Source organism: bacterium (assembly GCA_040754625.1).
Lineage (GTDB): Bacteria > JACRDZ01 > JAQUKH01 > JAQUKH01 > JAQUKH01 > JAQUKH01.
This window is the reverse complement of record JBFMCF010000098.1, coordinates 30262-43679: the sequence shown is the minus strand read 5'-3', so window position 1 is coordinate 43679 and position 13418 is coordinate 30262. Positions and strand designations below refer to the sequence as shown.

Here is a 13418-nt window from a genome sequence, read left to right as displayed (position 1 = left end):
ATTCCCTTTTTTTATGGCTTTTGCTTCGGTTTTTTTTGCTGTTGTCTTTAAGATTTATTATTCACTTGATTCCTCGCAGGCTAAAGCCTGCGCCTACCTGATTTCCACCGGTAACTGACCGGTTACTGAAGCCCCGCTACCCATTCTGATACCTGAATATCCTCCTCCCCGCCTGAAACGCCTCTATGTTTAAATCATAGGCAAGGGAAATTTCGGTATGGGCGGCGAAGCCACAGTCTTTACAGCTGACTTTGCCGCGGTTTTTCACGTAGCATCCTAAATTTATTTTCCCGTCCGGGTCAACATCCGCCAGCATCCAGTCATGGCAACGCCATGTGTTTTCTTTCAAGGCCTCAAGTGCGGAAACCGAATCTGCAACAGAATAACCCTCCCGCTTAAGGTCAATCAATTCATCAAGGACAATACGGCGATCTTCTTTAGACGCCATAAGTTCGTCTGCCTCTTCATAGGGGTAATGGAACTGGATAGTGATTCCTTTAACAAGCTTATTTAAATATTTGACAAGTTCCGGCACTTCCTTTACATTTATCCTGTTTATCGTAATATTTGCATAGATGCCGGGATGGGCAGAGGATTTTATATTTCTAACCGCCTCATTAAAAACCGGTTTCCCGCGAATATAATTATGTGTATTTTCAAGACCGTCAAAACTTACCCAGATTGTATGGGCGGGGACATCCAGCGGGAATGTCCCGTTTGTGGTTATTCCTATGCTGAAAAATAATTTTTTTGCTTCCGGTATTAAATCCGCGAGGGTCCAATTCCCGTCCTGCCAAATAAACGGTTCCCCGCCTTCAAAAACAATCAGGCGGACACCTAATTGATGCAGTCTGTGCAGGATATCAATCACCTGGTTAAACTTCAGGTTTTCCGGGTATTGTCTCCGCCAAAACGGGCAATGTTTACATGCCAAATTACATTTATGGGTAAGTTTAAATCCGGCTAATATGGGTTTTTTATGCCCAAGGAATCGGGTTTCAAAATAATAAGATAAAAAATAATTAAACCATCCAGGAAGAAACATGGCGATTTAATTATACCATAAAAATAAGTATGCTATTATATTTGAATCAGTAAATACCCAAAGAAAAACTTTTTTAGCACAAAAAGGAGCTCTTTGCATAGAGGGTTTTTTCAATATATTTTTATTTGGCAGGTAAAATCGGAATCAGATCGATATTTTTAAAATAAAAATGATTTAATACTATTTTGAATAAACAAATTGAATTTATGTGATTTTAGTGTCAGTTTTCACACAGTCTGGCGTCTGGTTGACAATTTCTAATTCAATTATATTTTGTCCCAGTCAGGAACATTTTCATTTGAATATTTTTTACCAGACATAATATTGTCGTAATTGCTTAATATCTCTTCCCGGGTTTTATTTTTTAATATTTTTTGAAAATACTTATTGTCCTCAATTTCAACTATTTCTTTCGTAAATGCGAATAACGCGAATTGGTTTATTGATACCCCTTGGGTATCAGACACCTTTTCAATTTCATTTTTCAATCTTTTTGGTATACGAATGGTTAAAACGCTAGCTTTATTTTTCATTTTTCTTCCTCCAATATTTCTGAAAATTTGATGGTGTGTCAATCTTGAGATCGTAAAATCTTAATTCGGCGTTATTTCTAAAATCACTGATATTTTGTGTTATAAGCCAATCGGCATTGCCGTTTAATGCCAATTCAACAAATATATTATCATCTTCATCTTGTAAATTAGGACGCCATAAGTAGTGCGGAATAACCCTTTTGCCAATATAACCAAAATAAACCAGAAGGTCCTCAATATTTTCTTTGTTTAAATTTAGCTCCCCGATGTTTCGTTTGAGAACTTCCTCATATTCAGTAATTACTGTCGTTGAAATCAGTAATGTCAAGTCCCCTGACCTTATTAAGGACAATATCTTATGCGATGCGCCTTTATCACTATAGATTGCTTGGAATAGCACATTGGTATCCAAAACTATTTTCATATTGAAATGATAGTATATTTGCTATCATTTGTCAAGTGGTTTTTTAAATTTCAAATAGAAAACAATTAAGTATTATGGTTGTGTTTCGTGTATATAGCATGAATTCGCTGGTGTTAGGTATTTTCCTTCCGTCTCTTTGATTCAAAATAGAGCTAAAATAGATAAATCTTCAATGCTTCAGATCGTGTAAAATCCGCTCCAATCCGGCTGGTCATTCAGATTCATTTCAGGCCACTTTTTTTGATTTATCTAAATAGGCAGCCGGAATACCGGAAGGAGAGAATAGGGGACGCCTATAAGAAAGTAAGTCAAGAAAAAACACTTAGCCTATAACAAAAAATATATTTTTTTGCTTACGGTCTCCACCCAAATATTAGCCTGTTTGCAATATTGTTTTTACAAACCTTATTCCTTCAAATCGGACTTTACTTTATCAATTAATATTCCTTACACGCCTATCTGAGCACTCTATCTGTATGGATTCAGATGTATATACCGTACTAATTCCTGCAGATAGGGATCGTCTTCACATATTATTGAATGCTGTAAAGCAATTTCAGCACCAACGTCCCCTAAGTCCTCCGTCCCCTAAGTCCTCTAAGTCCTACTGATTTTTAACTTTTTTTATCCCACCAGTTTAATCATTACCTCTTCCGCGGCGTCTCCCAGCCGTGTGCCGATTTTTACAATCTTTGTATATCCACCTGAACGGCTTGCAAAACGCGGCGCTATTGTTTCAAAAAGTTTCCTCATAACATTTTTGTCCCTCACAATACGCATAACTTCCCGCTTGGCGCTCAAGTTGTTTTCTTTTCCCCATGTAATCATTTTTTCAGCTACTCTCCTCAATTCCTTAGCTTTAGCTTCAGTAGTAACAATTTCTTCATGCTCCAAAAATGAAGTAACCATATTTCTAAGCATAGCACTTCTATGAGAAGCAGTTCTTCCCAATCTTCGCTTATTGTTACGATGCCTCATAATTACTCCTCTTTCCTCTTCTTATTTTTTTCATCTATCTTCATCCCGAAAGAAAGACCCATGCTGACTAAAATTTCCTTGATTTCATTCAAGGATTTTCTTCCGAAATTTCTGAATTTTAACATATCAATTTCGGACCTATGCACTAAATCTCTTATTGTCTTTATTTCTGAATTCCTCAGGCAATTGGCCGCACGGACAGAGAGTTCCAATTCCTCTACACTCTGGTCCAATAATTCATTAAGTTTTTTATCTTCATCTTTCTCATCAGAGATTACTTCTTCTTTTTCTTCAAAATTAATAAAAACCGACATATGATCTTTCACTATCTTGGCCGCGTACCCTAAAGCGTCTTCCGGTTTAATACTTCCATTTGTCCAGATTTCCAAAACCACACGGTCATAATCTGTCATTTGTCCGATTCTTGTTTTCTGCACATCAAAGGTCACTTTTTTAACAGGTGAAAAAAGAGAATCTACAGGAATAACACCAATGGCCTGTCCTTCTTTTTTATTAAATTCCGCAGGCACATAACCACGGCCTACATCTACTGTTAACTCTAAATTAAGTTTCCCTCTTTTCCCGAGTGTCGCAATATGCTGTTCCGGATTTAATATTTCTATAGAAGAAGGGGCTTCTATATCTTTGGCTTTTACTTCCTTTTCACCGTGAACATTTAAATTAATATTTACAGGACCTGTCCCGTTTAATTTTAACACTAATTCTTTCAGGTTTAAAATTATATCAGTAACATCTTCTTTAATCTCCGGGATAGTAGTAAATTCATGTGTAATACCTTCAAATTTTACAGAAGTCACCGCCGCTCCCGGTAGAGATGAAATTAATACCCGCCGAAGCGAATTGCCAATTGTGATCCCGTAACCCCTTTCAAAAGGTTCTGCAATAAATTTTCCATAGGTAGGAGTCAAGGTGTCCTGCTCAACTATAACTTTTCTTGGCCTCTCCATACCTTTCCAAAGTGTTTTTTCCATTTCTTCTATCTCCTTTTTTGGAAAACTTTTAACGTGAATAAAATTCTACAACCAATTTTTCTTGTATCGGAATACCCATTTCATCTCTTGCCGGGAAATATTTCACAACTCCTTTTAACTGTTCTTTATTTAATTCCAGCCAGTTTGTTTGTCCGCGTTTTTCAAGCAATTCCAATCCTTCTTTTATCCTGACATTCTCTTTCGATTTCTCTTTTATTTCAATCACATCTCCAATTTTCACTGAAAAGGAAGGAAAACTTACTTTCCTTTTATTGACCAAAAAATGCCCATGTGTAACTAATTGCCTGGCTTCCATTCTGGAAACCGCGAATCCCAATTTAAAAACTATATTATCTAAACGTCTTTCCATCTGTAATAAAAGATTCTCTCCTGTAATCCCTTTTGCCTTGGCCGCCTTATCAAAATAATTGCTAAACTGTTTCTCCAAAAGCCCATAGGTAAACCTTAAACGCTGCTTTTCCCTAAGCCTCAATCCGTATTCAGATAATTTTTTCTTATTTGCCCCGTGCTGTCCCGGAAGAACCTTTCTTTTTTCCAGGGTGCATTTATCCGAATAACACCTGTTTCCCTTTAAAAATAATTTAAAATCTGTTTTTCTGCATAATTTACAATCTGAAGCCAAATATCTTGCCATTAATTCTCCTTCAATGAGCACATCATTTATGAAGCATGAAGTGCGTACAAAAATGATAGTGCGAATTGAACCCCGCACCAAAAACTGTTTATCAGTAACAAATAAACCTTTGCACTAGAATTTCAACACTTCTACTAACAATTTACCATACACCAAATAGAAAGTTTTGGTGCGGGGTAAATTCGACTATACAATTTAACTGCATATTAATTTGTTAAATTGTAGTCTCATTTACACCCTTCTCCTCTTCGGCGGTCTGCATCCATTATGAGGAATCGGTGTTACATCTTTTATTAAACTTATCTCTATTCCTGCTGTCTGAAGGGCGCGTATAGCTGCCTCCCTCCCCGCACCAGGGCCTTTTACGTATACATCTATTTTTTTCATCCCATGACCGGCAGCTTTTTGTGCGCAGTTCTCTGCGGCCCTCTGGGCAGCAAAGGGAGTACTCTTTCTTGAACCGCTAAAACCGGTAATCCCTGCGCTTGACCAGCAAATTACATTTCCCTGTAAATCAGTAATAGTTACTATGGTATTATTAAACGTTGAATGAATATGAGCGATGCCGTTTCTGATATCTTTTTTTTCCTTTTTCTTTGTACTCATTTTTCAATTTTACCTTTCTTTATCCCCATTGTCCTTCTTGGGCCCTTTCTTGTTCTTGCATTTGTACGTGTCCGCTGGCCGCGGGAAGGCAAACCCTTTCTATGACGGACACCCCGGTAAGACCCTATATCCATCAGCCTCTTGATGTTCATGGCAACAGCAGTCCTTATTTCTCCCTCAACTTTATATTCCCGTGCAACTATTTCATTAATACGTCCTGCTTCTTCCTCGGTCAGACTTCTCACCCTTGTATCAGGATTGACCCTGGCCCTTTTCAAAATATCATTCGATATTTTTCTTCCGATACCGTGTATATAAGTCAAGGCTATTTCTACCCTTTTCTCTCTTGGAATATCCACTCCAGCAATTCGTGCCATTTTTCCTCCAATATTATTTGTAGGGGCAATTCATGAATTGCCCTGTTGTTGGGCGGGTCAAGAACCGCCCCTACATTATTTCTGCCTCTGTTTATGTTTAGGATTTTTACAAATAATCCTTACTACATTTTTTCTTCTGATTATCTTGCACTTTTCACAAATTGGTTTTACTGATGCTCTCACTTTCATAAAAACTCCTTCAGCCTTTAGCCTTCAGCCTTCAGCGCTATTTATATCTATATGTAATCCTTCCCCTGCTTAAATCATAAGGCGACAATTCAACTAAAACCCTGTCTCCCGGCAGAATCCTGATAAAATTCATTTTCATTTTTCCTGAAATATGGGCAAGCATTTTATGCCCATTTTTCAGTTCAACACGGAACATAGCATTAGGTAATGCTTCTACTACTTTACCTTCAACCTCAACAGCTTTCTCTTTAGCCATTTTCTCCTTAATATTAGTGAATAGTGAACAGTAGACAGTAATTAGTTGAAGACATTATTTTTCTTATAATTATCTACTATTCACTAACAACTATTTATTCTATCAATGTTAAAATCACCGGCCCATTTGCCGTAATGGCAACTGTATGCTCAAAATGTGCTGATAAACTTCTATCTTTTGTAATAGCTGTCCATCCGTCATCACAAACATCCACTTCATAACCGCCAAAATTTACCATTGGCTCTATAGCTAATACCATACCCTCTCTCAACTTCGGGCCCTGTCCGGGACTTCCAAAATTAGGTATTTGAGGCTCTTCATGAAGCTGTTTTCCTATGCCATGCCCGACAAACTTCCTTACTACCGAGAATCCGGCTTTTTCAACATTATACTGAATAGCCCAAGAAATATCACCCAATCTGTTACCTGAAAAAGTCTTTTCTATACCCTTAAAAAGAGCTTCCCGTGTCGAATGCATCAGTTTTTCCGCATCTTCTTTAATTTCTTCAACCCCTACTGTTACCGCCGCGTCAGCATAATACCCGTTTTTCACAACACCAATATCCAAACTTACAATATCCCCTTTTTTAATTACACGTTCACACGGGATACCATGAATAACTTCGTTATTTACTGAAACACATATGCTTTTTGGAAATCCTTTAAAACCTAAAAATGCTGATTCCGCTCCTTTAGTATGAATAAATTCGCCTGCCAGCCGATCCAGTTCTATTGTCTTTATACCGGGTCCAATAACTTTCATTAATTTATCCAGCGCGCCCGCAACTATTATCCCACTTTCACGGATATATCCTATTTCTTCCGTAGTCTTAAGTGGAATCATTATTTTGCCTTTTTTAAAATAGCCTTTTCAATATCCTGTTCAATTTCTAATATGCTTTTATTCCCTGGGATATTTTCCAAAAGCCCTTTTTTTACATAATAATCAATCAAGGGCTCTGTCATATTTCTATAAACATCGAGTCTGTTCTTTATTGTCTCAGGTTTATCATCATCGCGGATAACAAGCTTTCCGCCGCAGCGATCGCATTTATTCTCTGCTTTCGGTTTTTTATATTCTATATGAAAATTTTCCTTACAATTCTCGCAAACCCTTCTTCCCGAAAGTCTTTTTACTATTTCCTCCGCTGAAACATCTATGTTAAGTGCAAGAGTTATTTTTCTATTCAATTTATCTAAAAGGTTGTCCAAAGCTTTCGCCTGGACGATTGTTCTTGGAAACCCGTCGAGTATAAAACCCTTTTTATAATCTCCGCCTTTTATAGTATTTTTAATTATATCAATTATAAGTTCATCAGGAACCAGTTTCCCCTGAGAAACAAAGTCTTTGGCTTTATTTCCGAGATTCGTTCCGGATTTCATTTCCTGCCGAAGAATATCCCCTGCCGAAATATGAGGTATTCCCTGCTTCTTTGCTAAAAGGCTGGCCTGCGTTCCCTTCCCAACACCTGGAGCTCCGAGCAAAATAATTTGCAAAAGTTCTCCTTTCAGTTACTCCTTGCCTTTAACTTTCCTTTTTTCATAAACCCATCATAATTGCGCATTAAAAGATGGGACTCTATCTGGCGCATTAAATCCAGCGCCACGCCTACAACAATCAAAAGCGCGGTCCCTCCAAAATAAAAAGGCACTTTCAGCCCCTGCATAAGAAAAGTCGGGAGAACAGAAATAATCGATATCCCTATTGCCCCAACTAAAGTAATCCGTGTTAAAATATAATCAATATATTCGGCAGTCGGTTTTCCCGGGCGGATTCCCGGGATATACCCCCCGGATTTTTTTATGTTCTCGGCAATATCACCCGGGTTAAATGTAACTGCTGTATAAAAATAACAAAAGAAAATAATCAGTGCTACATATAATAATGTATGTAATACTGTCCCATAATTTAACCAGCCTGCTATTTTTACCAAAAATCCGATATGGGTAAATTCCGCTATGGTTGCAGGAAAGATAATCACGGAAGACGCAAAAATAACCGCAATAACACCTGACTGGTCTAATCTTAAAGGGAGATGCGTGGATTGCCCTCCATAAACTTTCCTCCCGACTATTCTTTTTGCATATTGAATAGGGACTTTTCTATGAGCGCTCTCAAGAATAACAACTGCTCCGATAACAACAACCATTAATACCAGTACAAGCAAAGAAATTACAATATTTATCTGCCCGCCTTTTATCAATTCAATGCTTTGTATCAATGCGCCGGGCATCTCCGCAATAATACCGATAAAAATAATCAGGGAAATTCCATTACCCACACCCCGCTCGGTAATTTGTTCTCCCAGCCACATTATAAAAGCCGTCCCCGAAGACAAGGTTATTATTGTCAGAATTTTAAATCCAAACCCTGGATTTATGACAACCATTCCTTCTGTACTTTTTAAACTTTCCAGCCAGAAACTTATGCCAAACGCCTGGACCATAGCAAGAACAACAGTAAAGTATCTTACATATTGTATTATCTTTTTTCTTCCCTCTTCGCCTTCCTTTTTCAAATTCTCCAAATGAGGAACTACAGTAGTTAAAAGCTCCATGATGATTGACGCGTTAATGTAAGGCATTATCCCTAACGCAAAAATAGTAGCCCGTTTTAACGCGCCGCCGGCAAAAAGATCGAACATACCGAAAAGCGTCCCTTTGGACTGGTTAAAAAAAGCGCTTAACGCATGCCCGTCAATCCCAGGGGTGGGAATATGGGAACCCAGTCTATAAACAGCCAATAAGAGGACAGTAAAACCAATCCTCTTTTTTAAATCTTCAAGTTGTAATACATTTTGGAAACCTTTTAACATATTTTATTTTATAATTTCAAAAGTGCCGCCGGCATTCTTTATTTTTTCCTGCGCGTCTTTGCTAAAACCATGGGCTTTTAAATCAAGGGGATTTTTTAACTCCCCCATGCCTAAAATTTTAATCCTTGCGCCTTTTTTTCTATAAAAACCTTTTTCCATCAGCAGTTCCGGTGTTACCTTTGCGCCTTTTTCAAATTTATTTAAATCCTTCAAATTTATAATAACATATTCTTTCTTATCAACACTGGTAAAACCTCGTTTAGGGATCCTTCGGATCAATGGCATCTGTCCGCCTTCAAAACCAGGACAAATACTCCCGCCTGAACGCGCCTTTTGCCCCTTGTGCCCTTTACAGGATGTTTTACCGTGGCCGGAACCAATACCTCTTCCTACCAGTTTTCTTTTTTTTCGCGGGCTTCCCCACTTCCCTAATTCTTCCAGTTTCACCGTATTACTCCTTATATTTCCAAAACTTTCAGCATATGAGGTATTTTCTTAACCATACCGCGTATAACTGATGAATCCTGATGAACTACCTCTTGATTTGTATATCTGAACCCAAGTGACTCAACAATTTTTCTTTGCTTAGGCGTGGTACCAATAATACTTTTTTTTAGAATTATTTTTAATTGTTTAGACATCTTTTTTTACATCCTCAGATGAACTCTTTCTGGTTTTTGAAATCTCTTCTATTTTCTTAATATTTTCCAAGGCGTTAAAAGTAGCATTAACAATATTAATGGCATTACTTGAACCGATTACCTTCGTTAATATATCCTGAACACCCAGTCCTTCCAAAACAGCCCTGACGGCACCACCTGCAATGACTCCGGTTCCAGGCGCGGCAGGCCTTAAAACAACAGTAGTGGCAAGCGCTTCTCCATTTATACTAAATGGTATAGTTGTCCCTTTGATAGGAATATCTATCATATTCTTTTTTGCCTGCTCTAATGCTTTCCTGATAGCATCCGGGACTTCGTTTGCCTTACCTAACCCCCTGCCAATCCTGCCATAACCGTTGCCAACAACAACCAATGCGCTAAAACCAAATCTCCTCCCGCCTTTTACAACCTTGGCGGTCCGAACTATTCTTACTATTCTTTCGATCAATTGAACATCCTGTACTTTATCCAAGTTTCTACCCCTTTTTAGATTTTTTTTAAAAATCCAATCCTTTACCCCTGGCAGACTCTGCCAATGCTTTTATCCTGCCATGAAACACATATCCGCCGCGGTCAAAAACCACTTTTTTAATGCCTAAAGCAATTGCTGAATCTGCAATTTCCTCTCCAATTATTTTAGCCGCATTAATATCCCCGCCCGTTTTTATCTTTTCCCTTATTTTAGGAGTTAAAGAAGAAACAGTAACCAAAGTTTTTCCGGTATCATCGTTAATAATCTGGGCATAAATATGTTTCGTAGAACGAAATATGTTCAAACGCGGACGTTTTTCATTTCCTTTTACCTTTTGCCGTATCTTTTTATGTCTTAATTCTCTTGATGTAATTTTTTTTATGTTACTCATGTTTTACCTTGATTATTTTGCCGCACCGGCACCAGCGCCGGCTGCCGCTTTACCCGCTTTCTTCCGGATATATTCATTCACGTATCTGATTCCTTTACCTTTGTAAGGTTCAGGCTCTTTGAATCTTCTTATAATACTCGCTGTTTCCCCCACTAGTTGTTTATCAAATCCTGAAACTGTTATTCTCGTGCCTTTCTCATCTACAGAGAAGGTTATACCATTTGGCGCGGGATATTCAACCGGATGGCTGAACCCTAACTGCATTATCAACTTTTTGTCTTTTACCTGCGCTCTAAAACCAACCCCGATAATATCTAATTCTTTCTTAAACCCTTCTGTCACACCTTTTACCATGTTGGCAATTAAACTGCGTATTAAACCATGAAGCTCTTTTTCCCTTTTTTCATCACCATTTCTTGTCAACACTATTTTTTTATCTTCCAATTTAAAATTAATTCCGCTTGGCATTTGCTGGAATAATTTTCCCCTTGGACCCTGGACAGTTATAACACCGTTTTCTAATTGCACCTTAACATCAGGACCTGTTTCTATTGCTGATTTACCTATTCTTGACATATTTTCTCCGCTTTAATAGACTTAGACTAAAAAAACTTAAATCTGAAAAAATCAGTTTTTCCGTTCTTAAAGCCTACCACACATAACAAATGGCTTCCCCCCCAATATTTTCCTTTCTAGCCATCTTATCACTCATAATTCCTTTTGAGGTTGAAAGAACAGTTATCCCTAACCCCTTATTTCCCTTGAATAAATTGGTCTTTTTACAATATACCCTTAAGCCAGGGGAACTTAACCTTTTAATTCCGCTGATTACTCCCTCTTTGTTTTGTGTATACATTAAAGATATTCTTAAAACCGATTTATTTCTATCTTTTATTTTTTCAAAATCTTTAATATATCTTTCTTCCTTTAAAACTTTGATAATCTGCTCTTTTATACGAGACGCAATAATATCCACTTTTTCTTTATGGATCATATTAGCATTCCGTATACTTGTCAGCATATCACCGATTGGGTCCATTATCGGCATTATTTATTCCTCCTAATCTTTGCTTACCAGCTTGCCTTTGTAATTCCCGGGATCTGCCCGCAAAGCGCTAATTTACGAAAACAGATTCTACACATATCGAACTTTCTTAAATAACCGCGGGGGCGGCCGCAAATCCGGCATCTGTTGTGTTTATGTATCTTATGTTTCGGTACTCTTTTTGCTCTTTCAATAACTGATGTTTTTGCCATTTTTACTCCCTGAACGGCATTCCTAACATTTTAAGTAACTCCATTGCCTCATCATCTGTCCTGGCACTTGTTACGAAAGTAATGTCCATTCCTCTGATTTTATCAACTTTATCATAATCAATTTCAGGAAAAATTATTTGTTCTTTAATTCCTATATTATAATTTCCCCTTCCATCAAAAGACTTATTGCTGACCCCTTTAAAATCTCTTACTCTTGGCAACACTATATTTACAAATCTATCAAAAAATTCATACATCCTATCCCCGCGCAATGTTACCATACATCCGATAGGAACACCTGCCCGCAATTTAAAATTAGATATGGATTTTTTCGCACGGCGGATGGAAGGTTTTTGTCCGCTTATCAATGCCATTTCCTGGACCGCAACATCAACTATTTTTGGATTCTGGATTGCTTCACTAAGCCCCATGTTAATAACTATTTTTTCCATTTTCGGGATCTGCATTATATTTTTATATTTAAACTTATCTTTCAGTGCCAACGAAATCTCTTTTTTAAATTTTTCTTTTAATCTTGCCATTCAATCTCCTTCATAACTTCAGACTTCAGTTCTTCAGCGCTATTTTGCTTCAAATGTCTCTCCGCATTTTCCACATACACGCACCTTATTGCCTTCACTAATTATTTTATGTCTTATCCGTCTCGGCTCGTCACATTTATTACATACCAACATTACATTAGATAAATCTAATGAGACTTCTTTCTTCACTATTCCACCCTGAGGGTTTTCCTTGGTGGGGCGTGTATGTTTCTTCGCTAAATTTACATTTTCCACCATTAACCGGCGTACTTTAGGCAGCACTTTTAACACTCTGCCTCTTCTGCCTTTTTCTTTTCCCGAGATCACTTCCACATTATCATTTTTCCTGATACCTATTGCCATCTTTCTCCTTACAGCACCTCTGGTGCCAAAGAAATAATTTTCATAAATTGCTTATCTCTTAATTCTCTTGCTACTGGGCCAAAAATCCTTGTCCCTCTTGGTTCAAGCTGATCGTTAATAATTACAGCGGCATTATTATCAAAACGGATATAAGAACCGTCTTTCCTTGCAGATATTCCTGCTGTTCTAACTACTACAGCCTTAACAACATCGCTTTTTTTTACCGCTCCGCCCGGTATAGCCTCTTTTACCGCGGCCACAATAATATCTCCGATACGGGCATAGCGTTTTCTGGTACCGCCTAATACTTTAATACATTGAATTGATTGCGCCCCCGAATTATCCGCTACAGTTAACATAGTTCTCATCTGAATCATTTACTGTCTCCCGTTGCCAATTTCTTTTCAATAATTTCAGCAACATACCATCTCTTATTTTTACTTAAAGGCCTCGTTTCAACAATTTTTACTATATCCCCAATCTTAGCCTTATTGCCCGGATTTTCAGCCATAAACTTTGAATACCTGGTTAAAACTTTACCATAAAGCTGTTCGCTGCATCTCCTTTTACATTGAACAACTACCGTCTTTTCCATCCGGTCGCTTTTAACCACACCGATAAATTCCTTCCTTTTACCTTGAGGCATTCTTACTCTCCTTTATCTCTTTTTCTCTCAAAATAGTCAATATACGTGCTATATCACGGCGAATTGTCCTTAACTTCAGCCTGTTTTCCACCTGCCCTATAGTCGCCTGAAATTTTAAATTAAAAAGAGCCTGTCTCTCTTCTTTTAATTTATTATCCAGTTCTTCCTTTGTCATATTTCTAAATTCATTTGCTTTCAAACTTGACTCCTTAGC

24 protein-coding genes and 1 pseudogene are annotated in these 13418 nt (G+C 37.7%); all 25 read right to left on the bottom strand.

The genetic code is table 11. The features are described from left to right. Positions 1-136: 136 nt before the first annotated feature. The 25 genes and pseudogenes from AB1498_09635 to rpmC all read right to left on the bottom strand — a co-directional run bounded on the left by AB1498_09635 (position 137) and on the right by rpmC (position 13403). Complete coding sequence (locus tag AB1498_09635; protein MEW6088547.1) at positions 137-1045, bottom strand: radical SAM protein; 909 nt, start codon at positions 1043-1045, stop codon at positions 137-139. A gap of 266 nt (positions 1046-1311) precedes the next feature. Further along, positions 1312-1578: a toxin-antitoxin system HicB family antitoxin gene (locus AB1498_09630; GenBank protein ID MEW6088546.1), complete on the bottom strand. Its 267-nt coding sequence runs from the start codon at positions 1576-1578 to the stop codon at positions 1312-1314. Beyond that, positions 1568-2002: a putative toxin-antitoxin system toxin component, PIN family gene (locus AB1498_09625; protein MEW6088545.1), complete on the bottom strand. Its 435-nt coding sequence runs from the start codon at positions 2000-2002 to the stop codon at positions 1568-1570. The genes AB1498_09630 and AB1498_09625 overlap by 11 nt, the downstream gene beginning before the upstream one ends. Before the next feature lie 630 nt (positions 2003-2632). Continuing rightward, positions 2633-2980 (bottom strand): annotated as a pseudogene (rplQ, locus tag AB1498_09620) (50S ribosomal protein L17). A 2-nt stretch (positions 2981-2982) separates the two neighbouring features. Further along, positions 2983-3972: a DNA-directed RNA polymerase subunit alpha gene (locus AB1498_09615; GenBank protein ID MEW6088544.1), complete on the bottom strand. Its 990-nt coding sequence runs from the start codon at positions 3970-3972 to the stop codon at positions 2983-2985. A 28-nt stretch (positions 3973-4000) separates the two neighbouring features. Continuing rightward, positions 4001-4627 (bottom strand): 30S ribosomal protein S4, encoded by a 627-nt coding sequence (gene rpsD / locus AB1498_09610; GenBank protein ID MEW6088543.1) that lies wholly within the window; start codon positions 4625-4627, stop codon positions 4001-4003. 231 nt (positions 4628-4858) lie between these two features. Beyond that, a complete protein-coding gene (gene rpsK, locus AB1498_09605; GenBank protein ID MEW6088542.1) occupies positions 4859-5233 on the bottom strand; it encodes a 30S ribosomal protein S11 in 375 nt (124 codons plus the stop codon). Further along, a complete protein-coding gene (gene rpsM / locus AB1498_09600; protein ID MEW6088541.1) occupies positions 5230-5610 on the bottom strand; it encodes a 30S ribosomal protein S13 in 381 nt (126 codons plus the stop codon). Before rpsM ends, rpsK begins: the two co-directional genes overlap by 4 nt. Before the next feature lie 75 nt (positions 5611-5685). Further along, positions 5686-5799, bottom strand: coding sequence for a 50S ribosomal protein L36 (gene rpmJ, locus AB1498_09595; protein MEW6088540.1), 114 nt, complete (start codon positions 5797-5799; stop codon positions 5686-5688). Between the two features lie 37 nt (positions 5800-5836). Next, positions 5837-6055 carry a translation initiation factor IF-1 gene (gene infA / locus AB1498_09590; GenBank protein ID MEW6088539.1) on the bottom strand — a complete coding sequence of 73 codons (219 nt, stop codon included), beginning with the start codon at positions 6053-6055 and terminating at the stop codon, positions 5837-5839. Between the two features lie 94 nt (positions 6056-6149). Continuing rightward, the gene (gene map / locus AB1498_09585; GenBank protein MEW6088538.1) at positions 6150-6899 is read right to left on the bottom strand and encodes a type I methionyl aminopeptidase; all 750 of its coding nucleotides are present in this window, start codon (positions 6897-6899) and stop codon (positions 6150-6152) included. Then, the gene (locus tag AB1498_09580; protein ID MEW6088537.1) at positions 6899-7552 is read right to left on the bottom strand and encodes an adenylate kinase; all 654 of its coding nucleotides are present in this window, start codon (positions 7550-7552) and stop codon (positions 6899-6901) included. The genes map and AB1498_09580 overlap by 1 nt, the downstream gene beginning before the upstream one ends. An 11-nt stretch (positions 7553-7563) precedes the next feature. After that, positions 7564-8871, bottom strand: a complete 1308-nt coding sequence (gene secY / locus AB1498_09575; protein MEW6088536.1) for a preprotein translocase subunit SecY — start codon at positions 8869-8871, stop codon at positions 7564-7566. 3 nt (positions 8872-8874) lie between these two features. Beyond that, positions 8875-9318 carry a 50S ribosomal protein L15 gene (gene rplO, locus AB1498_09570; protein ID MEW6088535.1) on the bottom strand — a complete coding sequence of 148 codons (444 nt, stop codon included), beginning with the start codon at positions 9316-9318 and terminating at the stop codon, positions 8875-8877. Positions 9319-9329: 11 nt separating this feature from the next. Further along, positions 9330-9512, bottom strand: a complete 183-nt coding sequence (gene rpmD, locus AB1498_09565) for a 50S ribosomal protein L30 (protein MEW6088534.1) — start codon at positions 9510-9512, stop codon at positions 9330-9332. Beyond that, positions 9505-10005 (bottom strand): 30S ribosomal protein S5, encoded by a 501-nt coding sequence (gene rpsE / locus AB1498_09560; protein MEW6088533.1) that lies wholly within the window; start codon positions 10003-10005, stop codon positions 9505-9507. The genes rpmD and rpsE overlap by 8 nt, the downstream gene beginning before the upstream one ends. A 25-nt stretch (positions 10006-10030) precedes the next feature. Further along, a complete protein-coding gene (gene rplR, locus AB1498_09555) occupies positions 10031-10396 on the bottom strand; it encodes a 50S ribosomal protein L18 (GenBank protein ID MEW6088532.1) in 366 nt (121 codons plus the stop codon). A gap of 12 nt (positions 10397-10408) precedes the next feature. Next, a complete protein-coding gene (gene rplF, locus AB1498_09550; GenBank protein MEW6088531.1) occupies positions 10409-10972 on the bottom strand; it encodes a 50S ribosomal protein L6 in 564 nt (187 codons plus the stop codon). A 73-nt stretch (positions 10973-11045) separates the two neighbouring features. Beyond that, positions 11046-11444, bottom strand: a complete 399-nt coding sequence (rpsH, locus tag AB1498_09545) for a 30S ribosomal protein S8 (GenBank protein ID MEW6088530.1) — start codon at positions 11442-11444, stop codon at positions 11046-11048. A 23-nt stretch (positions 11445-11467) separates the two neighbouring features. Further along, the gene (locus tag AB1498_09540; protein ID MEW6088529.1) at positions 11468-11653 is read right to left on the bottom strand and encodes a type Z 30S ribosomal protein S14; all 186 of its coding nucleotides are present in this window, start codon (positions 11651-11653) and stop codon (positions 11468-11470) included. Between the two features lie 2 nt (positions 11654-11655). Beyond that, on the bottom strand, positions 11656-12195 hold the full coding sequence (gene rplE / locus AB1498_09535) for a 50S ribosomal protein L5 (protein MEW6088528.1): 540 nt from the start codon (positions 12193-12195) through the stop codon (positions 11656-11658). Between the two features lie 39 nt (positions 12196-12234). Beyond that, complete coding sequence (gene rplX / locus AB1498_09530; GenBank protein MEW6088527.1) at positions 12235-12558, bottom strand: 50S ribosomal protein L24; 324 nt, start codon at positions 12556-12558, stop codon at positions 12235-12237. 8 nt (positions 12559-12566) lie between these two features. Beyond that, a complete protein-coding gene (gene rplN / locus AB1498_09525) occupies positions 12567-12935 on the bottom strand; it encodes a 50S ribosomal protein L14 (protein ID MEW6088526.1) in 369 nt (122 codons plus the stop codon). Continuing rightward, positions 12932-13204 carry a 30S ribosomal protein S17 gene (gene rpsQ, locus AB1498_09520; GenBank protein ID MEW6088525.1) on the bottom strand — a complete coding sequence of 91 codons (273 nt, stop codon included), beginning with the start codon at positions 13202-13204 and terminating at the stop codon, positions 12932-12934. The genes rplN and rpsQ overlap by 4 nt, the downstream gene beginning before the upstream one ends. Beyond that, positions 13191-13403 carry a 50S ribosomal protein L29 gene (rpmC, locus tag AB1498_09515; GenBank protein MEW6088524.1) on the bottom strand — a complete coding sequence of 71 codons (213 nt, stop codon included), beginning with the start codon at positions 13401-13403 and terminating at the stop codon, positions 13191-13193. The genes rpsQ and rpmC overlap by 14 nt, the downstream gene beginning before the upstream one ends. Positions 13404-13418: the final 15 nt, after the last annotated feature.